Source organism: Citrobacter sp. Cpo074 (genome assembly GCF_030332745.1).
Taxonomy (GTDB): domain Bacteria; phylum Pseudomonadota; class Gammaproteobacteria; order Enterobacterales; family Enterobacteriaceae; genus Citrobacter; species Citrobacter portucalensis.
On record NZ_JAOWHG010000038.1, the window covers coordinates 67,394 to 93,527 of the forward strand.

18 protein-coding genes are annotated in these 26,134 nt (G+C 47.9%); 8 read left to right on the forward strand and 10 right to left on the reverse strand.

The genetic code is table 11. From position 1 onward, the window contains the following. Nucleotides 1-18 precede the first annotated feature (18 nt). The gene (locus OGX83_RS22080; protein WP_048236596.1) at nt 19-3,135 is read left to right on the forward strand and encodes an efflux RND transporter permease subunit; all 3,117 of its coding nucleotides are present in this window, start codon (nt 19-21) and stop codon (nt 3,133-3,135) included. 208 nt (nt 3,136-3,343) lie between these two features. Here the strand turns inward: OGX83_RS22080 and OGX83_RS22085 are convergent, their stop codons facing one another. Together OGX83_RS22085 and OGX83_RS22090 are read right to left on the reverse strand one after the other, a co-directional pair. After that, nucleotides 3,344-3,691, reverse strand: a complete 348-nt coding sequence (locus tag OGX83_RS22085; RefSeq protein ID WP_057068467.1) for an HdeA/HdeB family chaperone — start codon at nt 3,689-3,691, stop codon at nt 3,344-3,346. Further along, the gene (locus tag OGX83_RS22090; RefSeq protein ID WP_079939251.1) at nt 3,691-4,287 is read right to left on the reverse strand and encodes a DUF308 domain-containing protein; all 597 of its coding nucleotides are present in this window, start codon (nt 4,285-4,287) and stop codon (nt 3,691-3,693) included. The genes OGX83_RS22085 and OGX83_RS22090 overlap by 1 nt, the downstream gene beginning before the upstream one ends. A gap of 281 nt (nt 4,288-4,568) precedes the next feature. On the opposite strand from OGX83_RS22090, the gene OGX83_RS22095 reads away from it, so the two are divergent. Further along, nucleotides 4,569-5,201 carry a YfdX family protein gene (locus OGX83_RS22095; protein ID WP_003826081.1) on the forward strand — a complete coding sequence of 211 codons (633 nt, stop codon included), beginning with the start codon at nt 4,569-4,571 and terminating at the stop codon, nt 5,199-5,201. A gap of 74 nt (nt 5,202-5,275) precedes the next feature. Here OGX83_RS22095 and OGX83_RS22100 read toward each other — a convergent pair whose 3' ends face one another. Further along, nucleotides 5,276-8,518: an ATP-binding protein gene (locus OGX83_RS22100; protein WP_250671813.1), complete on the reverse strand. Its 3,243-nt coding sequence runs from the start codon at nt 8,516-8,518 to the stop codon at nt 5,276-5,278. Nucleotides 8,519-8,522: 4 nt separating this feature from the next. After that, nucleotides 8,523-9,137, reverse strand: coding sequence for an acid-sensing system DNA-binding response regulator EvgA (gene evgA / locus OGX83_RS22105; RefSeq protein ID WP_008785570.1), 615 nt, complete (start codon nt 9,135-9,137; stop codon nt 8,523-8,525). Nucleotides 9,138-9,977: 840 nt separating this feature from the next. Here evgA and OGX83_RS22110 point away from each other — a divergent pair. Further along, nucleotides 9,978-11,150: a hypothetical protein gene (locus tag OGX83_RS22110; RefSeq protein ID WP_213752832.1), complete on the forward strand. Its 1,173-nt coding sequence runs from the start codon at nt 9,978-9,980 to the stop codon at nt 11,148-11,150. A gap of 90 nt (nt 11,151-11,240) precedes the next feature. Here the strand turns inward: OGX83_RS22110 and OGX83_RS22115 are convergent, their stop codons facing one another. From OGX83_RS22115 to dpaL, 4 genes are all read right to left on the reverse strand, one after another. Continuing rightward, on the reverse strand, nt 11,241-12,527 hold the full coding sequence (locus OGX83_RS22115; RefSeq protein ID WP_003826074.1) for an MFS transporter: 1,287 nt from the start codon (nt 12,525-12,527) through the stop codon (nt 11,241-11,243). 78 nt (nt 12,528-12,605) lie between these two features. Beyond that, entirely contained in the window at nt 12,606-14,198 is a 1,593-nt protein-coding gene (locus tag OGX83_RS22120; protein ID WP_008785573.1) for an N-acyl-D-amino-acid deacylase family protein, read from the reverse strand. A gap of 67 nt (nt 14,199-14,265) precedes the next feature. After that, nucleotides 14,266-15,450, reverse strand: coding sequence for a YgeY family selenium metabolism-linked hydrolase (locus OGX83_RS22125; RefSeq protein ID WP_071445418.1), 1,185 nt, complete (start codon nt 15,448-15,450; stop codon nt 14,266-14,268). A gap of 32 nt (nt 15,451-15,482) precedes the next feature. Next, nucleotides 15,483-16,697, reverse strand: coding sequence for a diaminopropionate ammonia-lyase (dpaL, locus tag OGX83_RS22130; RefSeq protein WP_258884166.1), 1,215 nt, complete (start codon nt 16,695-16,697; stop codon nt 15,483-15,485). A 381-nt stretch (nt 16,698-17,078) separates the two neighbouring features. On the opposite strand from dpaL, the gene OGX83_RS22135 reads away from it, so the two are divergent. After that, a complete protein-coding gene (locus OGX83_RS22135; protein ID WP_111465190.1) occupies nt 17,079-18,827 on the forward strand; it encodes a sigma-54 interaction domain-containing protein in 1,749 nt (582 codons plus the stop codon). A 56-nt stretch (nt 18,828-18,883) separates the two neighbouring features. Here the strand turns inward: OGX83_RS22135 and OGX83_RS22140 are convergent, their stop codons facing one another. Both OGX83_RS22140 and OGX83_RS22145 read right to left on the reverse strand, forming a co-directional pair. Next, the gene (locus tag OGX83_RS22140) at nt 18,884-20,296 is read right to left on the reverse strand and encodes a tetratricopeptide repeat protein (RefSeq protein ID WP_286589184.1); all 1,413 of its coding nucleotides are present in this window, start codon (nt 20,294-20,296) and stop codon (nt 18,884-18,886) included. A 220-nt stretch (nt 20,297-20,516) separates the two neighbouring features. Continuing rightward, complete coding sequence (locus tag OGX83_RS22145; protein WP_286589186.1) at nt 20,517-21,017, reverse strand: anti-virulence regulator CigR family protein; 501 nt, start codon at nt 21,015-21,017, stop codon at nt 20,517-20,519. A gap of 309 nt (nt 21,018-21,326) precedes the next feature. Here OGX83_RS22145 and melR point away from each other — a divergent pair, with 309 nt between their 5' ends. The 4 genes from melR (at nt 21,327) to OGX83_RS22165 (ending at nt 26,005) form a co-directional block, all read left to right on the forward strand. Continuing rightward, nucleotides 21,327-22,265, forward strand: a complete 939-nt coding sequence (gene melR / locus OGX83_RS22150) for a transcriptional regulator MelR (protein WP_003826064.1) — start codon at nt 21,327-21,329, stop codon at nt 22,263-22,265. 193 nt (nt 22,266-22,458) lie between these two features. Next, nucleotides 22,459-23,919 (forward strand): Na+/H+ antiporter NhaC, encoded by a 1,461-nt coding sequence (gene nhaC / locus OGX83_RS22155; protein WP_032944663.1) that lies wholly within the window; start codon nt 22,459-22,461, stop codon nt 23,917-23,919. Between the two features lie 123 nt (nt 23,920-24,042). Further along, complete coding sequence (locus OGX83_RS22160) at nt 24,043-25,215, forward strand: MalY/PatB family protein (RefSeq protein WP_286589188.1); 1,173 nt, start codon at nt 24,043-24,045, stop codon at nt 25,213-25,215. A gap of 154 nt (nt 25,216-25,369) precedes the next feature. After that, nucleotides 25,370-26,005, forward strand: coding sequence for a carbonic anhydrase (locus OGX83_RS22165; protein WP_003826059.1), 636 nt, complete (start codon nt 25,370-25,372; stop codon nt 26,003-26,005). The last annotated feature ends 129 nt before the right edge of the window (nt 26,006-26,134 follow it).

The following is a 26,134-nucleotide window of genomic DNA, read 5'->3' on the forward strand; positions in this document are numbered from 1 at the left end:
ATTAAGGACACTTTCTTCATGGCCAACTTTTTTATTGAGCGCCCGGTTTTCGCCTGGGTGCTCGCTATTATCATGATGTTTACGGGCGGTATCGCGATAATGAACCTGCCTGTCGCCCAATATCCACAAATTGCGCCCCCAACCATTACCATCAGCGCTGCCTACCCAGGGGCTGACGCAAAGACCGTTGAAGACTCCGTCACCCAGGTGATTGAACAGAATATGAATGGTCTTGATGGCCTGATGTATATGTCATCCACCAGCGATGCGGCAGGTAATGCCTCGATTATCCTGACCTTCAAAACGGGTACGTCACCCGATATTGCGCAGGTTCAGGTACAGAATAAACTACAGCTGGCGATGCCTTCCTTGCCACAGGAAGTACAACAGCAAGGGATCAGCGTTGATAAATCCAGCAGCAATATCTTAATGGTTGCCGGTTTTATCTCTGATAATAACAGCCTGAGCCAATATGATATTGCCGACTATGTAGCCTCGAACATTAAAGATCCGCTAAGCCGCACTGCCGGGGTGGGGAGCGTACAGTTATTCGGTTCGCAATACGCCATGCGCATCTGGTTGGATCCACAAAAGCTCGACAAGTATAACCTCACTCCCGAGGACGTCATTACCCAGCTCAAAGTGCAGAATAATCAGATATCTGGCGGGCAGTTGGGGGGTATGCCTCAGTCAGCCGATCAGCAGTTAAATGCGTCGATAATCGTCCAGACGCGTCTGCAAACGACCGATGAATTTGGCAAGATCTTCCTTAAAGTTCAGCAAGATGGTTCTCAGGTTCTGCTGCGCGATGTCGCGCGCATTGAGCTGGGTGCGGAAAATTATGCAACGGTTGCACGTTACAACGGCAAACCCGCCGCCGGGATTGCGATTAAACTTGCCGCTGGTGCCAATGCCCTGGCAACGTCCCAGGCGGTCAAACAAGAGCTGAACAGATTATCGGCCTGGTTTCCGGCCAGTATGAAAACCGTTTATCCCTATGACACCACGCCGTTTATCGAGATTTCGATTCAGGGTGTTTTTCATACTTTGATCGAGGCAATCATTCTGGTATTCCTCGTCATGTATCTGTTTTTGCAGAGTTTCCGTGCGACGCTTATCCCCACTATCGCCGTTCCGGTGGTTATCCTCGGAACCTTTGCAATACTCGACGTCGCCGGTTTTTCGATTAACACGCTCACGATGTTTGGCATGGTGCTGGCGATAGGGCTGTTGGTCGATGATGCCATCGTGGTGGTTGAGAACGTAGAACGTATTATTGCTGAAGAGCACTTGTCTCCAAAAGCGGCAACGCATAAAGCAATGGGCCAGCTCCAGAGGGCGCTGGTTGGTATTGCCGTCGTGTTATCCGCCGTATTTATGCCGATGGCGTTTATGAGCGGGGCAACGGGTGAAATTTTCCGTCAGTTTTCCATCACCTTAATCTCCTCCATGCTGCTGTCGGTATTTGTGGCAATGAGCCTGACGCCTGCACTTTGCGCTATGTTGTTGAAATCCCACGAAGGAGAAAAGGAAAACACACATTTTCTGTTTACCCGTTTCAATCACTTCATGGAGAAATGCACTCAGCACTACACGGACAGCACCCGTAGACTGCTACGTCGCACAGGCCGTTATATGGTCGTCTATTTAGTCATTGGCGCGGGCATGATTGTGTTGTTTTTACGCACTCCGACCTCGTTTCTGCCTGAAGAAGATCAAGGGGTATTCATGACCACGGCACAATTGCCTTCGGGTTCAACGATGGTGAACACCAGTAAAGTGCTCGGGGAAATAACCGACTACTACCTGACGAAAGAGCAGAAAAACGTTGCTTCAGTTTTCACCGTCGGCGGATTTGGTTTCAGCGGCCAGGGACAAAACAACGGTCTGGCGTTTATCAGCCTGAAGCCCTGGTCAGAACGCGTTGGCGAAGAAAACTCGGTTACCGCCATTATTCGACGGGCCATGATGGCCTTAAGCACCATCAATAATGCCGTCGTTTATCCGTTCAATTTACCGGCGGTCGCAGAATTGGGCACTGCATCAGGGTTTGATATGGAGCTGCTGGATAACGGTAATCTTGGGCATGAAAAAATGATGCAGGCGCGGAACCAGCTTCTGGCTTTGGCCAACCAGTCATCCGGTGAGGTCGACGGGGTGCGTCCGAACGGTCTGGAAGATACACCGATGTTCCGCATTCACGTCAACGCCAAAAAGGCTGAAGCTATGGGCGTTGCGTTATCGGATATTAATCAGACCATCTCCACCGCGTTTGGTAGTCGCTATGTCAATGATTTCCTGAACCAGGGGCGCGTAAAAAAAGTATATGTCCAGGCCGATACGCCTTTCCGTATGTTGCCGGACAATATCAACCACTGGTACGTACGTAACGCCTCCGGTTCCATGACGCCGCTCTCCGCCTACTCATCCACCGAGTGGACCTACGGTTCTCCTCGCCTTGAACGCTACAACGGTCAACCAGCAATGGAAATTCTGGGCCAGCCGGTTGAAGGGAAAAGCAGCGGTGATGCGATGAAATTTATGGCATCGCTGATTAATAAACTGCCCGCAGGCGTCGGCTATGCCTGGACCGGTCTGTCTTATCAGGAGGCGCTATCCACAAACCAGGCACCAATGCTGTACGGCATTTCGCTGATCGTCGTGTTTCTGGCGCTGGCGGCACTGTATGAAAGCTGGTCGATCCCGTTCTCGGTGATGCTGGTTGTGCCAATCGGGGTGGTCGGCGCTTTACTGGCTACCGATCTGCGTGGCCTGAGCAATGATGTTTATTTCCAGGTCGGCCTGCTCACCACCATGGGGCTGTCGGCTAAAAACGCCATTCTGATCGTCGAGTTTGCCGTCGAGATTATGCAGAAAGAAGGGAAAACGCCGCTTGAGGCTGCGGTGGAAGCCGCGCAAATGCGCTTACGTCCAATTCTGATGACCTCACTGGCCTTCATCCTGGGGGTTATTCCACTGGCAATAAGCAACGGCGCGGGCTCTGGTGCGCAAAATGCCGTCGGTACGGGGGTTATCGGTGGGATGCTGGCCGCGACGGTACTGGCAATCTATTTTGTTCCAGTGTTCTTTGTCCTCGTTGAAAATACGTTAGCGCGATTTAAAGCTCGACGCTGATCCCCTGCCCTATCCCTGGGTTTAGATTATTAAATTCCCAGGGATGGGGCTTCGTTTGTCAGGTCTACGGTTATTAGCGGGCACGGCTATCCAGCGAGTTTCTCGTGGATAGCAGGGTAAGCATTACGCGGATTTTTTATAAGGAACGACTGAGGGTAGGAACAGAGGTTGTCAATTCTAACTAAAGCCAGGCTATCAAAACGGTTAATCAATAGTGCAGACCGGAACCTTTCAGATTCACAGCCAGTTCACCCAGTTTTGTATTCGGATGCTGATGGCACATTTTAACCATTTTCGGTACAGCTTCCGTTTCCACCTCATGCAGGGGAACATAATCATCGCCTTTAAAGTCAGAATTTTTATTAACAATCACAAAGGCAATTGCCGTCTTGTATTGCTGACTCATATCAACAAATTCTTTACAGGTCATATCTTGTGGCGCAGCTTCCGTTGCCTGAGTAGCAAAAGCACGGGTCATTGGTGCCATAACAGAGGTCACAAGAATAGCTGCAGAAACCATCATCTTAATATTCACTATGCGCTCCAGAGTTAGCATTAATTTTTATCGGCGAACTTATCAGTTTTAACCAGCGTCGCATTTCTACGCAGACTGATAAAAGCTAAAGAACTAAAGATCATCTCGACACCAATAAAAATTGAGGTAAATACATACGATCTGTCGGGATCCATATTCAGCCATACGCCGGCAATAAGCAGGTCAAAAATACCAATAAAAATGTTCCATCCATAACCCGGGCTACGAAACAGTTTGACCCCAGAGGCGATACGAAAAATACCACCCAGAATAAACAGGCAGCAAAATACCATTGCCAGTGAATTCATGCCTATCACAGGATTCACGAGGAAACAGTAACCCAGCAGTAACCACGCGATAGCAAAAAAGGCATAGGTAAATTTGGCTTTCAATTGCTTTTTACCTGAACTAAACAGGCTATAAATAGAATAGAAACCACATACCAGGAACATAAAACCGGTTGCATAGCTTAAATAAACACCTGCAGCAATCGGATAAATCAAGCAGCAGATGCCACAAATCAACATCAACACCGCCATAATCGTCGCGTGCTTTTTATAATGAACGAGTGTTTTTTCATTAAACGCTCTCAGGCTACGCTGATTAAAAACAAACATACATCCTCCGTTATATATAAACGCAATGTAACCTGTTGACACAAGAATTATTACTCACTCAACATATGTTACTTACAGTGGAATGATAAGACTTCCACTAAGGAAGCGTATATAAGAACAAGAGAATGTCGCTATGCGTATATTCCTACACATGTCAGACATCTGACACTTGTAGGATTAAACGGTCATTATTCTATCTTGGCTCTGATTCCTCTCTTTAACATTATTTAATATGCTTATTGCGTTTGGTGACATATACCAAATTTATTCAGGAGAAAGTAATGAAAAAGATTATTCTTGCGGGTGTGCTTGCAACCATGATGGGTTCAGCACCAGTGATGGCTGCTACTGCTACCACAACCACTCCGGCGCAAGCTGCTACCGCAAATGTACAAAAAGAAGCTGCCGATGTTATGCAGGTCGCAGTGCAAGGCGCAAATGCGATGCGTGATATTCAGCTTGCTCGTCTGGCCCTGTTTCATGGACAGCCTGACAGCGCTAAAAAATTAACCGATGACGCGGCTTCCCTGCTGGCAGGCGACAGCAAAGATTGGGCGAAATTTGTAAAAGCTGCGCCTAAAGCCAAGATGATTGACGATCAGTACGTGGTTATTAACGCTACGGTCGCGCTGTCAGAAGACTATATTGCGACTCCGGCCAAAGAATCCGCTATCAAAACAGCGAATGGCAAAATGGCCAAAGGCGACTGGAAAGGTGCAGTGGATACTCTGCAACTGGCTGGTATCAGCGTGCTTCAGACCCAATACCTGATGCCTCTGAATCAGACTCGTAAAGCCGTTGCCAGCGCGCAAAAACTGCTGACTTCCGGTAAATACTATGAAGCAAACCTTGTGTTAAAAGGTGCTGAAGATGGCATTGTGGTCGATAGCGAGATGATCGGCGCAGGCCAGTAGTACTCAGCACTACGGAGTGTTGAACCAGGACTTTCTCTCCTGATCGGGCAGCTACAGCTACCCGATCAGGGGGATTAATGGCTAATCAGACTGTCTATCTCAATCTCAATTTCCCGCATAACAGCAATAATCTTCTGCAATGCCTCCTCGCGTTCTGACAGAGAAAGATCGTCATGTCGTCTGGATTCGAAAGGTTCGCACAGGTTCTGTAGCGCAGTGATACCCAGAATTTGCGCCGAGCCATGCAACCGGTGAAGAGCTCGCAAAAACAGCTGAGGTTCATCTTGCAGAACGGCTTTCTCAGCCGCTTGTATATCATTCAGCGTTGCCTCGCGAAATGTCTCGAGAATCTCGTTCATCAGTGCGCGATCGCCGCCGGTATTTTCCGTCAACACATTGAATTTCAAATGCCGGATTGTACAAGGAGACGCATAACCGGTTTCGATTTTACTCAATTCATGGGTCAGTGTCTGAATCGACACAGGCTTGAACAGGCACAAGTTCATACCATTTTGCAGGCATCGATCGCGTGACTGTGGAAGTGCGCTGGCCGTCAGTCCCCATATTTGTAAATTCGGCTGTTGACGACGTAGCGAAGCCGCGAGATCAAACCCGTCTTTTTTCGGCATATTTACATCAGTTATCAGCAGATCGTACGATTTCTTCGCCAGTTTGGCTTCTGCTTCCTCCCCATCACACGCTTCATCCACGCTGTAGCCAATGGCATTCAACTGTCGCTTGAGCAGCAGGCGATTGGTTGGATTATCGTCAGCTATCAAAATAGACAGACACGGAAGCGGTAACAGAGTACCGGGCGCATCGCCATCCGATACAATCGACTGACGAGCCGTTTCAACCGGCAGCGTTATGGTAAACGTGGTTCCTTGCAACGGGACGCTCATCAACTCCAGCGTGCCGCCCATCAACGTCACCAGTTCTTTGCAGATAAATAACCCAAGACCGGAACCGGTTTGTTGACGCCCGCAGCGTCCCTGAGCGTAACGCTGAAACAGCCCCGCCTGCTCCTCTTCACTAATACCGCAACCGGTGTCGCTAATGGCGATGGTCAGGGTACCGTGATTCTCCCCCTCAGGCGTCAAGCGGGCCGTCACATGAATGCTGCCCTGCTCGGTAAACTTCAACGCATTACCCACCAGGTTGGTGAGAATTTGCCGCAAAGCCTGCTGATCGACAAATACCCGCTCGTTCGCCGGCAATTGACTAACGCAGGCAAGCGTAATGCCTTTCTGTCTGGCTAAGGCATCGAAAGAGTGGCACTGCAATTCAATGAGCTGCGAGAGATCCGTCCATTGAGGAACAACCTGGTATTTACCAGACTCAATCTTATCCACATCCAGTATCTTACCGATCAGCCCAAGCAATGACTGGGCCGTCGCCCCGGTAAGGGCAATCGCCTCTTTTCGCTGTGCCGGGCTGAGTTCTGAACTCGACAGTAATTCCACAAAGCCAACAATCGAACTTACCGGAGTACGTAACTCATGGCTCATACTCGCCAGAAAGCGACTTTTGGCCTTGGTTGCTTCAATCGCTTTATTCTTTTCGTTTTCCAGTTCTTGAGATAATGCTTCTTTGAGATGAAGCTGCTCTTCCAGTAGCCGCTGCGATTGTTTCCTTTTATTTACCTCACGGGAGAGTGAGATCCCCCAGATCAGGCTAATTGCTATCAGCAGCAGCGCGAATATCCCCAGTTGATAGAACTGTTTGCTATATCGACTCCAGAAATCGACCTGCGTATTGGAAATTTTCGACCACCTCTCCGTCATCTGCAAAATTTCACGTGGCGGTATGGCCTGAAGCGCTTTATCCATAACAGACTTCAACACCGGCTCGCGGGGAGAGATTGCAAAACTTACCGAGGCACCAGGCATATCTGGAAGCCTAAAAAAGTGCATATTTTTCTGGTAGTAATGATCGACCATAAATCTTGCCGACAATTCGGTAGCGATTGCCGCATCAACGCTGCCCTCCTTGACCATGGCCATCGCAACACTGCCAGTATCCGCATTCACCCAGGTGGCCTGCGGATAGCGTTGCTTAAGCTCACTTTCCAGCACATGCCCGGCAGGCAAAGCAATGCGTATCGGCTTCTCCAGTAGCGATTCGGCGGTTTCCTCACGGGAAGTGATCATCACAAATGCCACATTCATCAGCGGATCGCTAAAGGCCGAATTGGGCGGGTTTTGATGAGTTAGCGTGATAGTGGGATACATATCCCACTGTTCGCCGCTTATTTGCTTTGTCTGCTCACTTTTGGAGCTAGCTAAAATGGGTTCAAAATCGAGCCCCGTTTGCAGATGAATAATATTCAGCAAATCACCAATAATACCGCGTAACTCACCACTGCGATCGACCAGCGTATAGGGCGAGTAATCTGGGTTGATTAAAATACGGATAACATGCTTTTTCTTCAACCACGCTTTTTCCTGATCAGTGAAAGGAATAGGCGCATTCAGATAGGCAAGGTTGCCGCGGTTCAGCCAGTTCTGCATGACTTGCATATGAATTTCATTACTGATTGACGTAATGAAACCATCAAGAATATTTCTTAATACAGGCTGATCTTCGTTAACGACAAAATAATTATATTGTTCTTGCTTATCAAAGTAGTGCGTAATAACCAGTGATTGTGAGAAGTATCGAGAGATACAATGACTGCTGGTGATATTGTTACCAATATAATATTGGTTATCGCCATTCACTACCGACGCCATAGCCTGATACTCGTCGTCATAAAATGAGACTTTAGCCTCAGGAAAAGCCCCCTGGATAACATCGAGAAAAGGACAATCCCGCACACACGCGACGCTAACCTGATGGTTCGAGGTCAGCGGCAGCATAGTGTTTTTTAGCGATGTTACAAGCGTCGGCCACGTGGTCAGCAATGCCGAAGTGCGCAACAGATTTCCACCAACATCCTGGCGTCGGGACAGTTGGGTTATCAGCGTATCAACATCGTTATTGGCGAGCGCGGCCAGCGCCTCTTGCTCATTATCATACTGCTTTATAATGATTTTTAGATTGAGGTTCTTTTGCATTAACGCAAGGTAATCCGCGTTGACGCCCCGATAATATTCACCGCTATTTTGATAAACAATGGGGGAGACTTCCGGTAACCAGGTGCCAACAACCAAGGTTTTTTTATGCGCTAACCAGTTTGTTTCTTCCCTGTTCAAGCCGATATTTTGCACTGAGGTATTATAGTTACTTTTTAGCTCAACTTGCCGAGCTGAGCTTACACCCGTAGACAACCCGATGGTAAAGATGACCATCAAAAAAATAAAAAAGCGTTCCAGCATTACTCTATCCTATTTTATTTCTCTGCGCATAATCATAAATTTCCATTAATGATGAACAATCTAATTTTTCCATCAACCGGCTTTTATAGGTACTTACCGTTTTATTACTGATATTCATTTTGCTGGCAATTGTGCTGTAATCCATGCCATTAAGGATATAACGCAATACTCTCATTTCCTGGTTCGACAACGTATCAAGCTTATCCTGCTCGCTGACGGATGAACCAGTAAAATGCTCAAGGGAAAAGGGAAAATAGCTATAGCCATTTTTTGCTGCTTCAATTGCGGCAAGAATATTATTCATACCTTCTTTTTTACTCACAAATCCGTTAGCACCGTATTCGGCGCTACGTTTGCCGTAAAAAAATTCATTTTTGGCTGAAATGATAATGATTACACCAGCATAGTGCCGCTTTCTCAGTTGCTCCAGCACTTCGATGCCACTGATACCCGGAATATCCACATCGATAATCAACAGTTCCGGTTTAGTTTTTTCAACGGTTTGAACCACTTGATCCCCACTGTCGAGTTCGGTGGTCACAGCGATACCATTGGTATCGAGTAAGTTGCGGATGGCAATGCGAGCCAATGGGTGATCGTCAACGATTATCGCGTTCATTGCGTATAAGAATCCCGATAAATAAAGAGAGGCGATGGCTATAGAGCAGATGAGTCTTCAATATTATGTTTTATAAACGCAAGACTTTAAGAGGAAAATTCTAGCATAGCCACGCGTATATTTTATTATTTTTTCATAATTCGAATGAATAAATCATAAAAGTAACATTTTAATTTACAAAAATTAAACTTTGAACCTTTGTAAATATCAAATCATTAACACAACGTAAAGGAAAATTCCTACATATGTAGGACAGGTCTTTCATTTATTAGGGTTCATTCTTAACAAAGTTATTAATATCAATAGCGTAGTAAGCATTAGAACCGTAAAAATACGGAAAATGCCCCTCATCTGACGAACCTCCCGTTAGGATGGCATGGTGGAAAGCCGCCATCAAATAGCCGTTTACGTTGGACATTCCTATGCACATTTCTATGCCAGCAACTTTACATTAAAAACAAATATTATTTTCAATACGTTGCCTACGATAGTTCTTTGTTAATTTTATTTCTATATGAAATTATCCTACACTTGTCTTTATGCTTAAATAAAGCAGAAACAGCGTATTTTCAAATTTCCAGGTTACATCGATGCGCTGATAAAAAATAAGATAGAGCATTTTTTCATACTTTCGGGTGATAACAATTTTACTAACCTGAATTTTGGAGAAACTGTAAATCCAGAAGGATCGTACACTGGCACAACCTGGCGGGAAGAAAAACCGGCCAACGTTAAAAGCACCACTTTCACATTCTAAGGAGAAAAATAGGTTACCAGAACAGCAAGTTACGCTTCTCTTCTGGTAGTAAGCAAAGCAATTGATTGATGGCGTATAGCAAAATGAATCAAATACGAGAATCATTAAACAATGTTGTATTCCCTGACACAATGCCTGACGCATGGCCTTATCAATCCTGGTGTTCACCTGAAAATATTGATACCGATATTACATGGTATTCATTTACTGAGCTGGATTTGATGATCGAAGCCTGGCTGGGTAAAGACTCACTCATCCCGGTGAACAAAACCGTATGGGGTTTTGTGAACGAAAATGAACCATTAATCCAGATAGTTATCCACGAAGATATTGCATATATTGCAATTAATCACAGATTCTATTCATGGGTAATTATTGTTGCAGGAACATACAACTTAAACATCAGTCTCGATCTTGCCTCCATATTTAAACACACAGCCTTAGCCGATACAGCGCTATGTATTATAGCCAATCGCGTTGACATACATTCAGTAGAGGTATCTCTTAACACCGCCCGCTCTTTTATGAACTTCGTTTTCTTTCATGAATTGGTTCATTTGATGTGTTGCCAGCATCAATACATCAAGATGAATGGCAACCAACTTCCGTATATCAGGACCATGGAGTTTATTGCCGACTTTCTAGCGTACGAACATTCACTCATGCCTGTAACTTACGAATATACCGTACAAAAAGACAACTGGGATCTGCAGATGAGTACCGCTCGATGCCTTGGCTTTGTCATCGCGTCCTATTTCATCATTAAGACGAAACAGAACAACAATTTAAATCTATATCCATCCATAAATGAAAGAACCACCTTATTGCTGAGTTATATATTATCGCCATCTTTAACGCGGAGTGAACGGGAGGGATTACTGCTAAAATATGAAGCCAGTGGAATAATGGATGCTTATATCCGGCGAGGAAAGCTAGGATTTAACATTGGCAATAATGATTCCCTCATCTCGACTGACTATTCTGCATGTCGTTGTAATTGCAGCAAATGCAGCGCATTCGCCAACGAGATATGTAACAAGGCCAAACCATTGAACAGCGAAGTATTAAACCATATGAGCATTTATACAGAATGCTTCCCTAAAAATAAGGTTTTTTACCCCTTTCCTGTTATAGATAAAAGAGATAACAAAACATCTCATTTTTGTAGTTTACAAAATCCTATACTGTTTTCCTTAGAGAAAACAATTAAAAGATCCTCTGCATTTCTTTCAAACCGATTCCTGAGTTTCCACTAAGAGCCTAATGGGATAGGCTCTTAATCACTTATTTCCGTCATCCTTAATGTGGCTCTGGAACAGCAGAGCCACAAGAGAGAGAGACATTAATCAGGCTTTACTGGGCAACGCTCCCACTGCGTGCGAGCTTTTGACTGTCAGCGTAACGACAGCTGAGCACAACAGTGCAGCAATCATAAAGATAAAGGCGCTATTATAGCTTCCGCCGCTGCTTTGGATAAGCCAGCCGATAATAGGCGCTGATACAACCCCAGCCATCTGGCCGCCAAAGTTAACAATACCGGATGCCCGCCCCATGATGTTGCTCGGGATCGTATCCATCAGAATGCCCCAGAACGTCGCCATGGCAAAGAACATGAACAGGGCTGAGACACACTGATAAACCACCGCCATATCTGCACTACTCACGCTGAAAGTCAGATACAGGAATCCCGCGGCAATAACAGAGGTTACGACATACAGCGTTTTACGCTGGGGTTTGAATTTGTCTGAGCAATAACCGCCTAACAATGTTCCGCCTGCCCCGAACAGGAAGGGAATGGCTGCCATGACGCCGGTCTTTGCCAGAGAAAACTCTCGTACGGTAATCAGGTAGCTTGGTAGCCAGGTTGAAAAACCCCAGAAGGTGATATCAAACAAAAACCAGATACTGGCCATTTGCCAGAGCACCGGCATTTTGAGTACGTCTTTAAACGCGATAGCACTGGTGTTTTGCAGGCTCCCCTGATCGTCAGCAGCCAACTCAGCCAGGTCTTGCTGCGTAATGGCAGGGTGATCTTTCGGGTTGTCACGCGTAAATAAGTAGATACCTGCCGCGATAAACAGACCGGGAATACCTAGCACGATAAAAACCATGTGCCAGCCAAATGCCCCGATGATGCTTGCCGCCACAACTACCGCCAGCGCTGGGCCTAAGGTGTTAACCGTTGACTGAATCGCCGTGGCGCGACCACGCTCTTTCGACGGGAAATAGGTTGATATCATCTTCCATGAGGCCGACGGGAAACATCCCTCACCGATACCAAAGAAGAATCGTACTGCTAACATCAGCGGCAGCGTCAGCACAGCGCCGGTTAAGCTGGTGAACACAGACCACCATGCAATACCAATGGCCATGATTTTGCGCGAGCCAAATTTATCCGCCAGTAATCCACCGGGAATTTGAAACGCAGCATAACCAATAAAAAAGGCGCTAATAATTAAACCTTGTTGAGTCGTATCAAGATTTAAATCTTTGCCAATATAAGGGAGCGAAACGCTCATCACCATTCTGTCGAGAAAAGAGAGCAGCCACGCCAGCCAGATCAGGGTCAGGACGGTATATCTTGCTTTCCAGGTCTTGGGTTTACCTGAAGGTAAAGACGTTTGTAGGTTCATTGTGATGTCCTTAGGGTGTAGTGATCTACCGCGGCCATAAATAGTCGCGATAGATCCATGCGTGTTTAGCGTTATTTTTTAATATTGTTTTCTAATAACCGTACCGCTACAGGCATAACTTTCCGTGCCATTGATTAAGGCAATGCGCCCATTAACCATGACAATTTCAATCCCTTCCGGGTACTGATTGGGTTCCACAAAAGTGCCTTTATCCGTAATTGTGTTCGGATCGAACATCACAATATCCGCTGCATAACCCACCTTCAGCAGTCCGCGATCCTGCAAACCCAATACTTCAGCAGGTTTTCCCGTCATCTTGCGGATTGCCGCTTCCCAGCTCAGACATCCCTCTTCACGGACATATTTACCGAGTACGCGAGGGAATGCGCCAAACACGCGCGGGTGCGGTTTGCCAGCCCCCATTAAGCCGTCGGTACAGACGTTTTGCTCAGGTCGACAGAGAAACTTAATCACGTGCTCTTCGGTACCGTAGAAGTCGACCATCCCCACGGCGTTTTCCTCTTCAAAGAGCAGATCGAAGGTGGCGTTGTACGGATCTTTTCCGCGCAGCTCGCCCAACTGGACGAGGTTCAAACCGACAGCATCCTGATTTTTTGCCGTTTTCACGCTGGTGACAAAAATCTGGTCCAAGCCGGCAAAATCGATAAAGTTATCCCAGCCAGGAATACCCTGCTGAATATCATCAATCATTTTGGCGCGCAGTTCGGGCGAGGCGAGACGCTCAAGTAATTTGTCCGTACCACCGGAGTGAACCCAGGGCGGCAGGATCACGCCAAGCATCGTACTGCCCGCCACATACGGATACTGGTCGAAAGAGATACGAATTCCCTCTTCCTGCGCCTGTTCCAGCATGCCCAGCATCTGGTCGATCAGCCCCCAGTTTTTCTTGCCGCAAACTTTCATATGCGAAATATGTAGCCAGACGCCAGTGGCTTTGGCGATATCAATCAGTTCCTGGGTTGAGTTGATAATATCGTCAGCTTCACTGCGCTGATGCACCACAAAGATCCCGTCATATTTCGCCGTGACCTTACACAGTTCAATCATTTCGGCAGTATCACCAAAGGCGCAAGGCATATAGATAAGTCCTGTGGAAAGTCCAAATGCCCCAGCCTTTAGCTCTCGCTCAAGGACTTCACACATCTTCGCCACATCTTCACGGGTCGAAGGACGACCATCCAGACCCATCGCTTCCATGCGCACGTTGCCATGAGGAACTAAATACGCGAGGTTTGTCGCCGGATGACGTGATGCCAGCAGATTGAGATAACCGTCTGTATTTTTATACTTCCAGTCAATTTTGTCGGTGTCACCGTCCAGTCCGGCGATATTTTTACGCCAGGCTGGAATATATTCTTCAGGTAGCGGTGCTAAGGCGACGCCGTCCTGGCCCAACAGTTCGGTGGTGATACCCTGACGAATTTTTGCTGACAGCGCGGGGTTAATAATGGCCGACAGGTCAGAGTGCGTATGGGTATCAATAAAGCCAGGGCAAATAATTTTTCCTGTTGCATCAATTACCTGTTCATTGATGCCAACTTCAATTTGACCGATTTCGACAATACGTCCTTCATCAACCATCACATCGGCAATTCTGCCTTCACTGCCTGTCCCATCGATTACATTTCCGTTTTTGAAAATGGTTTTCATCGTTATTCTCCATGGCGGTGCTGCTGAGCGACATCGCCTGTAAGGTAAGAGGTGGTTATCTTTATTTTTATTGGCGATAGAGTGTCTGGATGATGCTGTAATAGCCGCTGGCCGAGCCGGTTAACTGATCGATCTCGATATACTCATCAATGGTGTGTGCCAGGTTTTCTCGTGAAGGACCGAAGCCGATGGTTTTGATTCCCGCTTCGCCCGCATAGTGGCTACCGTTGGTACAAAATGAGTACTGCGTAATGGTTGGATTAAAGCCAGCCTCGCGAACGCCCGCCAACGCTGCCTGCACGAATTCGTCTGACTCGTCGTACACCCAGCCAGGGAAGAAACGCTCTCCCTCAATCGTGGCGCCGGTATAGCAAGACTCCTGACCCACCGCGTAGGACACTCGGGCCTTAAACTGCGGATCCTGAGCAATAAGTTCGGCAAGCGCATTTTCCAGCGGAGCAATCACGCTTTCTTTGGTTTCACCCACCAGCAAACGGCGATCGTAGGTTGCGCGACAGTAATCCGGTACCACCGAGGCTCCCGGGTACGGCGAAGATTTAATGTCGGTCAGTTCCAGAATGCCAGGCCCCAGAACCGGATGCGTCGGCGGCGTGATCGTGCGAATTTTGTCGATCAATTGCGCCATTTTGTACACCGCGTTAATCCCCGCCTGTGGGTTAGCGGAGTGCGCGGGCTTACCAAAGGTTTCGACCACAATCTCAGCACGGCCACGCTGACCAATTTTCAGGTTTAACTCGGAAGCTTCACCGATGATCACGTAGTCTGGCTTATAGCGCTCGCTGACCAGGCGGGCAGCAATACCTTCAAAACACTCTTCATGCACGATGCACGCAACGTAGATTTTCCCGGCAAAATTTCGCTGATTGTCCTGACCGAAAAAGCCCACGGCGGAGATCATCGCCGCCACGGCGCCTTTCATGTCTGTTGTGCCGCGACCATAAATTTTGCCATCTTCAATATCGCCGCCGTATGGGTTGCGGGACCACTTCTCTTCATTCACCGGCACGGTATCGATATGTCCATCGAGAACCAGCGTTTTCCCCGGCTGGTTGCCGACAATGCCGCCAACAATGTTGCCGTACTTATCAACGTGGATGTCATCGAATTGGTAATGCTGCATCATTGTTTTTATGGCATTAACCACTTCCCCTTCCTGACCGGAATAACTTTTTTGTTGGATCAGCGCCTGACAGTTTTTAATGACTTCTTCAATGCGGTTTGCAGATAACATGGGTTTCTCCGTTATATCTCTCAATCAGGGAATTATTTGTTGATGCCCGGGTACTGACCGCCCCAGACAATATCCAGATATTGTTGCGGGTCGGTATCCCCTTCGGTGCTGACTAACAGCACACGAGAGTGCGCATCCAGCCCCAGTTGCTCACGCGTTTGCGCCAGTTCAGGCGAGGTCATCAGCAGCGCCAGCAGACCGGTAGTAACCGCACCTGACTCACCCGAAATAATCTGTGGATCGCCTGCCAGCGGGTTGCCCAACATGCGCATGCCCAACGCTGCAACTTCATCAGGACAGGAGGCAAATGCGTTGGCATAATCGCGCAGCAGTTTCCAGCCGATACTGTTCGCCTCACCGCAGGCGAGACCGGCCATCACGGTTTGTAAATCACCGCCCACCGCAATGGCATCTCCCTCTTTCGAACGGGCTGAGCGGTAGAGGCAATCGGCAATTAACGCTTCGGCGACGATCACTTTCGGGCGATTCTCCCCCCAGGCTGCCGTCACCATTCCCTGAACCATTCCGGCAAACGAGCCGACGCCTGCCTGCACAAAAATGTGCGTCGGCGCAACCTGATGCAGCTGATCTATCGCCTCCAGCATTAGCGTGCCGTAGCCCTGCATAATCCACTGCGGGATCTTTTCGTATCCTTCCCACGCGGTATCCTGCACCACAATCCAGCCATACTTTTCGGCCTGTTCTGCGGTCATACGAACCGCATCGTCATAGTTCATATCGACGATCTCAGCGGTAGCGCCTTCGTTACGGATAGAGGTCAGACGTTGCTGCGAAGAGCCCTTCGGCATATACACCACGGCGTTTTGCTTCAGTTGGCGCGCCATCCATGCCACGCCGCGACCGTGGTTGCCATCAGTAGTGGTGGCAAATGTGACGGTTTGCAGATCGTGGCGTACCTCTTCGTTGGTCATCACGTCAAACGGCAGTTCGCTGATATCCTTACCAACTAATTCAGCGATATGGCACGCCATCGCATAGGAGCCACCCAGCGCTTTAAAGGCTTTCAGGCCAAAACGCTGAGATTCATCTTTGAGGTAGATATTTTTTACGCCCAGTTTTTGTGAAAGCGCCGGTAGCGTATACAGCGGCGTCGGCGCGTAACCCGGAATAGACCGATGAAAATTCAACGCTTTTACCAGTTCCTGGCGGCTAAACGGTGCCAACGGCGCGTTCGGATGTTCGGTAAACGGTGTCTGGTTAATAAAAAATGATAAGTTTTCCTGCATCATAAAACCTCATTGTCCTGGTATTTCATTCCCTGTAATCGGTGCAATACAGAGATATTTCCGTTATCGGTATTGGCAATAGAGCAAAATGCTTACCAGCTTTTTATTAACCGAGTAAATTCTTATAAACATTTTAATAAAGGCTTTAATTTCAATAATTTAAATAGAAATAAAAATTGACACCAAAAAATATCACTGCGTCAGTTTATCGCCTCATTTTGATAAATTCTCATTATTGATAAATAGTGTGATCGCTGAAGATAAAATAAGAAAAACATCCAAAAACAGCGTGATAGATTGATTTTTCGCAAATCATTTTTGCATTGCTTCGCCTATTTATCATTTTCCTTGAGAAATGCGACACACTGCCGGAGAAGTACCATGATTTCAGTACTCAGCAATATTCAGGATGATATATGCAATTATGCCGACGCTATTTCTGGCATAACGGGCACGGACGTTGAAATCATTGATGAATCTTTAATGCGCATCGCGGGTACCGGGAAATATCGGCATATGCTCAATGAGAACGTGGCCAAAAATGGCTACATCTATCGTCACGTTTTGCAGGTGCGAGAAACGGTACTGATCAAAAATCCCGGCGAGCATCCGCTGTGCCAGTTATGTGAAAAACACCACTACTGTTCTGAAATGCTGGATTTGAACGCACCAATTTTTCTCAATAATCGTGTGATTGGCGTGATCGGGATTATTTGCTCAACCCAGGCACAGCGTGACACGTTACTGAGCCAGATTGATAAATTTGTCACCTTTATTGAGCAAATCGCCGTAATGATCTCCAGTAAGGTCTTTGAATGCCTGGAGCGTTTACGCGCGCAGGAAACGCTTGGCGCATTTCGGCGTCTGATCGATGCTATGGACCGCGGCGTGGTGGCAATTGATGGCAAGGGGCTTATCTGGCATGCCAATCATTCAGCCGATCGCATCCTCAACCGTGAGGTTCAGGGATTACCACTGACCATTGAAACAACCGGAGACAGCCTGTATGGCGATGAAGAAGCGTGGCTGACGCTTGAAGGTCAGAAACATCATGTACTGTGCAAACAAATTTCGCTCTCCTCGCAGGATAACGATCGCTTAACCATGGTTATCTTTCGTGATGCACACGACTACCTGAGTAACCTTACTCCATCCCCTTATGAGTCCGACATGCAGGTGCGACTGATTGGTCACTCTCCCTCAATGGAGCAACTCAGAAGCACCATCGGTAAAATCGCCAACAGTTACGCCAGCGTGCTCATCACCGGGGAAAGTGGCTCGGGGAAAGAGGTCGTGGCTTTTGCCATTCACCAAAGCAGTCCACGTAAAGCCGCGCCTTTCGTGACAATCAACTGCGCGGCTATCCCCGAACAACTGCTGGAAAGCGAACTGTTTGGTTATGTTCGCGGCGCATTCAGCGGGGCCGATCCCAAAGGACGAATGGGAAAATTTGAACTGGCCAACGGCGGCAGCCTGTTTCTGGATGAGATTGGCGATATGCCGTTGCACCTGCAGGCCAAGCTGCTCAGGGTCTTGCAGGAAAAGGCGATCACCCGCGTTGGCTCTAATAACACCATCAATATTGATGTGCGCATTATTGCCGCGACCAACAAAAACATTAATGCGATGGTGGAGAATAATCAGTTTCGCGAAGATCTTTTCTATCGCCTGAACGTGGTCCCTCTGGTACTTCCTTCCCTGCGTGAACGCCGGGCTGATATCGCGGTCCTCGCACAGTATTTTGCCGATGAGTTCTCGGTCAGTTACCAGCGACCACCGCAAAAACTGCCTGATGACGTTATTAACCGCCTTTATGCCTGGCACTGGCCGGGCAACATTCGTGAATTACGCAACGTGATCGAATACATTTTTGTGATGCGCGGAGAAGCCGCCGGGATCAACGCCAGCCATCTTCCCCCTTACCTGCTCAGCGCCGCTGACGGTAGGAAAACGACGATAACCGCGCAACCCCGTCAGCTTGCCAGCAAAGGAAAACAGGCGGAAAGGGAAGCTATCGAAAACGTCATCCAGCGATTCGGCTCAAGCGTTGAGGGGAAAAAACAAGCCGCGACAGAACTGGGGATCAGCATTGCCACGCTCTATAGAAAAATAAAACTGTACGGTTTGTGAGCCTCCCCCTCTTAACGAAGAGGCTCACGTAAAACCATACTGTGCAACCGAGCGCGTTACAGGGCCGATTGATTTCGATGCTGCTCGAAATAGCGTCTGGCCTTGTCGTCAGCTTCTTTCAGGGCTGTCGGATTCAGGTTCTTCTGCGCGATATCCAGTCCATTTTGTGCATCAGAATTCCCATTAGCAAAGGCCACCGCACTCCAGATATACGCCTGAGCATAATCCTGAGTTACCCCTTTGCCTTCAAGGTACATGGTTCCCAGCATCCCCTGAGCTTCCGCATTTCCCTTTCTTGCGGCCTGTTCAAACCACTCAGCGGCTTTTTTATCATCCTGGGCAACGCCATTACCTTCTAAATACATCAAGCCAAGATCTTTTTGCGAGCCTGCATCTCCCTGGGCCGCGGCTTTCTCCAGCCACTCCACCGCTTTTTTATTGTCCTGGGCCGTTCCCTCTCCTTTTGCGTACATCATGCCAAGCATGCCCTCGGCCAGCATATCCCCTTGAAGAGCAGCCTGATTAAACAGCTCAAACGCTTTTTTGTGGTCCTGAGCCACACCAACGCCCTCGCCAAGGTAATACATCGCGCCGAGCATGCTCTGGCCCAGCGCGTCCCCTTTGCTGGCGGACTGTTTAAACAGCGCGAAAGCTTTGTCAGTATCCAGACCGACACCATCACCTTCAAAGTACTTTCTGCCCAGTAATCCCTGCGCTTTGGCATCCCCTCGTTCAGCCGCTTTACTCAATGACTTAACGGTGTTGTAGCCCTCGAATAGCGACGCCTTACTTTCAAGGAAACGCTTTGCGTCAGGATTGCCCTTCTCAACCGCACGATGGAGCCACTCAATGGCATGATAGTTTCCGCGCTCGGCAGCAATGCTTAACCACTCGACGGCCTGCTTATTGCCTTTTCCGACTTCGTTGTCAAACCACTCAATGACCTTACCGTCATACCAGCGCGCGCCCTCACCATCAAAGTAGACTAAGGCGAGCAGATAACGCGCATCGAGATTGCCCTGCTCAGCCGCACGGGTCAGCCATTCAACAGCGTTCTTGTCATTCTGCTGCACGCCCTTACCTTCGAAATACAGCACACCGAGATAGTATTGGGCATCGACATTCCCCTGGGCCGCCGCTTTGCTAAACCATTCGGCCGCTTTCTTGTCATCTTTCAGGCCGCCTTTGCCCTCGTAGTACATCAGTGCAAGCAGATGCTGGGCACTCGCATTACCCTGCTCAGCCGATTTGGTCAGCCACTCGCTGCCTTTACTGAAATTCTGCTCTACCTCTTTACCTTTTAAGTACACGGTTGCAAGCACAAACTGCGCCTGCGCATTTCCCGCCTCAGCACCCTGCTGTAAAACAGCCACAGGTTCTTTATTCCACTCTTTTGCTTGTCCCTGTGAAGATCCCGCACCCCACAATATTCCGATGAAAGTGAAGGCGAGGAGAGGCCGAATGTTCATAAAACGTAATCCTTGTTAAGAAAAGGCACATAATGGAGATGCTCCAACTGCAAGCCAACTCATTTAACTGCGATTGTGATCCATGTCGGAACTATCAGATATTAACTGGGAAATGTGCAAAATATAATTCTTTGACTATGCAGGTGATCCTTAGTGAATAATGCACAACAAAAAGGCCATGTTAATAACATGGCCTTTCGTCTGGACATGGTGTTGAAACTTAATCAAACACACCATTAATAACAGCGGTGACAATCGCCGTGCTCAGTGCAATCAGCACCAAATTATCGCCAATAACCTGCCATTCATAGCCCGGGTAATACGGAAGTTGATTCAACATTGATGGCGGAACGCTCTTCCTGGCGATCCCCGGAGGAAGCGGTTTTCCTCGCGCCAGATTTTTGGCAATACCTGGAGGCAGTGACTTATAGCCCGTTAGACCGTATCTGACAGCATACTGCCTGGCCACGTTATAGCTGATGTCACTATCAACATGGTCCGGCTTACCATAATTTTTACGCTGTTCTGATTGTGCGTTATTTTTTTGGTCCGCGTGTCCTTTCTGGCTATGACCACTATTCACCTTGTTCCCGCTATTACCATGGTTGCCACTGTTACCATTTCCGTTGCCATTGCCGGGGTTAGCCAACACAGGAGTGGCACACATCGTCATCGCAGCAACGGCAACTACCGCCGCGGCCAAAGTACGGAGCCTGGACATGATGATTCCTTAAGCTGTGGATACAAATAAAAATGTACGGTATTCGCTGAATACTGGCTATCGCTTCAACTCCGATTTATGGGCAAATAAACGATGTTGCTTTGCCATGGGCTCCCCAGATTGAGCGTTTTTGAGATTACAGCTCGCCATTCCCGCTATCTCAGATCGGCAAGCGACAGGCACAGGATCTGAGTTTTTGGGAATAACTTCGCGAAAATGGAGAGAAAACGACGTTTTTTTTCGGTTAAGCTATGTTCATGCTTTGGCGTTACCCCATGGCCGGAATCACTATCCAGGAACCCAACCATAATGGCAAAAAGTACCCCGCAGCTGCCGCTCGACCCCCATATGTGTCGCAGCTATGAGAAAAAGTCGCGAAGTCCGCTGGCGCTCTATTCCGAGTATCAGCGTATGGATGTCGAACTGCGGGCGCCGCTGGCCATGACCTACAGCCACTGGCATGGCCAGGTTGAGGTGAACGTACCATTTGATGGTGATGTGGAGTATCTCTTTAATGACGAAGTGGTGAAGAGCAAACAGGGTTTTATCACCTTGTTCTGGGCCTGTACTCCCCATCAACTCACGGATGCCGGACACTGTAAACAGATGGCCATCTTCAACTTACCGATGCATCTGTTTTTATCCTGGCCGCTGGACAGGGAACTGATTAATCACGTGACCCACGGGATGGTGATTACTTCGTTGGCTTCACAGCAGCTGAGCGCGTTTGAAGTACAGCGTTGGCAGAATGAACTCAATAGCGATAACGAACAAATTCGCCAGTTAGCCATTGATGAAATCGCGCTAATGCTCAAGCGCTTTAGCCTCGCTGGCTGGCGGCCAGTACTGGGTAACAAAACGTCGCGCACCCAGAAAAACAGTATTTCACGGCATTCACAGTTTTACGTCAGCCAGATGCTGGAGTTTATTGCCGCCAACTGCGACAAACAGCTTACGGTTGATGCTATTGCCGAACACGTTAAGCTCAATCCCAATTATGCGATGGGTATTTTTCACCGGGTGATGCAACTGACGATGAAACAGTATATTACCGCGATGCGCATTAACCATGTGCGGGCTTTACTCAGCGATACGGATAAAACAATTCTGGATATCGCTACAATTGCAGGATTTCGCTCCAGCAGTCGATTTTACAGCTCGTTCCATAAATACGTTGGCATGCCGCCACAGCAGTATCGAAAATTGAGTCAACAACGCCGACATCATTCACCTTATGCCGAGGGGTAATTTATTCACCAAACGTTCTCTTACCTTACTACTAAAATATAAGCACCAGAATAGCAGGTCAAAAAAGATAATCTGCAGCAGTTAATAAAATAGGGTTCAGCCATGAGCTCTGGCAACTATGTTACTCAGACATGAGTGACCTGTAGCAGGTATTTATTTGACGTGTTCAACCATTAATGATTGGGATGGAATTATGGAATTAAATAACTGCACCGCCAATAACAGAAAGCCATTGTCTTTCTTTTGGTCAGTTTTACCCATGGTAGTCATGCTGGGCGGGATTAGCATCGGATATTTTATCTTCAATATTCGTGCTGAACCCATGATCCTGATGGGAACGGCAACCGCCTCGTTTATCGCCATCGCTCACGGCTACACGTGGGATGACATTCTACAATCTATTTGCAATAAAATATCTGAAGCGCTGCCGGTCATATTAATTGTCGCCAGTATCGGTTTCTTAATTGGCGCATGGATGGTGTCAGGCACTATTCCAATGATGATTTATTATGGTTTGAAGTGGATTAACCCGCAGTATTTCTATATTTCGGCATTTATGCTGGGAGCACTGATCTCAGTATGCACCGGTACCTCCTGGGGTTCTATCGGGACCGTTGGTATTGCCATGATTGGTGTAGCGATTGGTCTGAATGTCTCGCTGCCCATTGCCGCTGGTGCCATTGTTTCAGGCTGCTGGTTTGGTGATAAGCTCTCACCGGTTTCTGATTCAACCAACATGGCTGCACTGGCTGCCGGGGTAAACCTGTACTCGCATATCGGCCACCTGCTGTGGACTACCGGCCCGGGTTTTATTATTTGCTGCGTCGTTTACAGCTATATGGGCATGGGCATTGATGCCTCGTCCAGCGCGCCAGAAAACATTACCAACTTGATGAATTCTATTGGTCAGATTTATCACTTTAATATTCTGCTGCTACTCCCGCCGATCATCGTTTTATATGGCTCACTGTCAAAAAGGCCGCCCATTCCGATGCTCTTTTTATCTACGATAGTCTCAATGATTTTGGCGTTAGTCTTTCAGCAATTTACGGCATCCTCTGTCGGCGAATCCGTGGTCAGTGGCTTTAAGCTCGCAATGCTTACCGGAGATAATCTGCCGACACTGTCTTCCGATGTTTCCCGCTTACTGGAGCGAGGCGGCGCTATTTCAATGTTTAGCAGCTTCGTTACCGTTTTCAGCGCCTTCAGCTTTGCCGGGGCAATGAGTGCAACGGGCTCTTTGCACACCGTGATAAACGCGCTGACAAAAGGCGTTAAATCCACATTCCGCCTGGTGGCTACCACGATTGTGACGACATTTACCATCTGTGCCTGCACGGCAAATGGAACCTTACCGTTGCTGCTGTGCGGTGATGCCTTTAAAGAGGAGTACAAAAAACGAGGTCTTGCGGCAAAAAACCTCTCGCGAACCACTGAAGATGCCGGAACCGTTGTCGAACCGATTATCCCCTGGTCTGCCTCAGGCGTTTATTGCGCCACTATGCTGGGCGTTGCCACGCTTGATTACTTGCCCTGGGCAATCCTCTGTTACAGCGGTGTCATCTTTGCCCTACTGTGGGCGGCAACCGGTATTGGCATTGCTAAATATGAGCCCAATGAAGCCACTGAGAATATGGTTGAGCAAAAATCATAAACGACTAAATAGTTAAATATTCGCTATCACCAGGGTAAATTAAATATATCCATTAGATATACATAAACATTCTTCGCTTTTGCGTTGCTTACACTATTTTCAGAGACTTTCCAGGAGTCAACAATGTCTTTGTTTGATGATATTGTCACAAGGGATGTTAATTGTCGTAAATACGGGCAATTACAACAGATGTACGGTACCACCGATGTATTACCGCTGTGGATTGCAGATATGGATTTTGCGACACCAGAGCCAATCATGAGCACGCTGCGTTCGGTGGTGTCGCAGCCTGTGCAAGGCTATAACCTGGATTATCCACAATGGAAAGAATCTGTTATTCATTGGTATGCACAACAGTATGATGCCGATATCAAGGCACACTGGTTACATTTTATTCCCGGTGTTATAAAAACTATCGTACTCTCTTTAATGGCGCTTACCCGTCCAGGCGATAATATTTTAACCTGTACGCCAATCTATGATCCCTATCCTAATCTGGTAAACACCAGCGGTAGGAATTTGATTCAGACGCGCCTCATTGAGAAAAACGGGCACTATGAATTTGACTGGCATGATTTCAGCGAGAAACTCAAGCAGTGCAAAATGTTTTTGTTCCCTTCACCGCATAATCCAGGTGGAATGGTGTGGTCGCGGGAAACGTTGGAAAAAATAAGCCACTATTGCCAGCAGGCAGGCGTCATCATTCTGTCTGATGAAGTGCATAGTGATTTAACCCTGCCAGGAAAGCGCCATTTGCCGTTTTTTACTGTTGATGAAGCGCCAGATAGTCGGTCAATCGTGCTTACTTCCATCAGCAAGACCTTCAATACGGCGGCGATCCAGGGCGGAATCGCCATTATTAAGAATGATGAATTACGCCATCAGTTCTACCACTTTCTGGATAACTGCTACCTTGCCGAGACGCATTCATTACAGCAGGCGGCCATTTATAGCGCTTTTACCCATTGCGCCGACTGGCACCAGAAATTATTGGCCTATCTGGCCGACAATGTAGCGTTTGTGAGAAGTGAAATTGAAAAGCACTGTCCTTTGATCTCAATAGTGTATGGCGGCGCGTCGTATCTGTTATTTCTGAATGCGGAAAAAATGGATCTCAGCGATGAGCAGCTAAGCGCTTTTTTTGTGCATGACGCCAGGCTTGGCCTGTCACCTGGGGCGCAATACGGTCCCGGTGGAGAGGGGCATATGAGACTCAACGTTGGCTGCCCACGCCCGGTACTGGTAGACGCGATGAACAGGCTAAAAGCGGCATACCAGAAATGGCAGAACGCATAGCGTACATCACACGATTTGCCCTGCCACGGTGGGGCAAAATTATCCAAAGATGTTGCTGAACTGCTATAAAGTCTTTCCCTTCTGTCGGCTGGTGTTAAACTGGAAAGTGTGATCTTCATCATAACCTGCTTAAACAGAGACAAGAGACACTGCTATGCAACATATCATCGAGGGCTTCCTCAACTTCCAAAAAGAGATTTTCCCTCAACGCAAGGAACTCTTCCGCAGCCTGGCATCCAGCCAGAATCCTAAGGCACTTTTCATCTCCTGTTCCGATAGCCGCCTGGTTCCAGAACTCGTTACTCAGCAAGATCCAGGACAGCTTTTCGTTATCCGCAACGCCGGTAATATCGTACCGTCATTTGGTCCGGAACCAGGTGGTGTATCCGCAACCATCGAATACGCGGTTGTCGCACTTGGCGTAACGGATATCGTCATCTGCGGTCACTCCAATTGTGGCGCGATGAAAGCCATTGCCGATAGCCAGCCCCTGGATCCGATGCCCGCTGTCGCTCACTGGCTGCACTATGCCGATGCCGCGAAAGCCGTGGTCGATAAAAAAACCTGGGATAACCCAATCGATAAAGTTAACGCCATGGTGGAAGAGAACGTTATCGCACAGCTTAACAACATTAAAACGCATCCTTGTGTCGCGGTTGGGCTGCGCAATAATGCGCTTCGTCTGCACGGTTGGGTGTATGACATCGAAAGCGGTGAAATCCGTACCCTGGATAAAAACAGCAAAACCTACGTTTCCCTTGCAGATAACCCGCAGGTGCATTTCGAGTAATTCCCCCACTGGAGCAAGGATGCTCTGGACATCTCCTCTCCCTATTTCTGTTAGTGGACAAAAAACGGGCTCGCGACTAGTTTTAAAGTAGCCACTGGTGTTCCACATCGGTTTTCGCACATTTATACA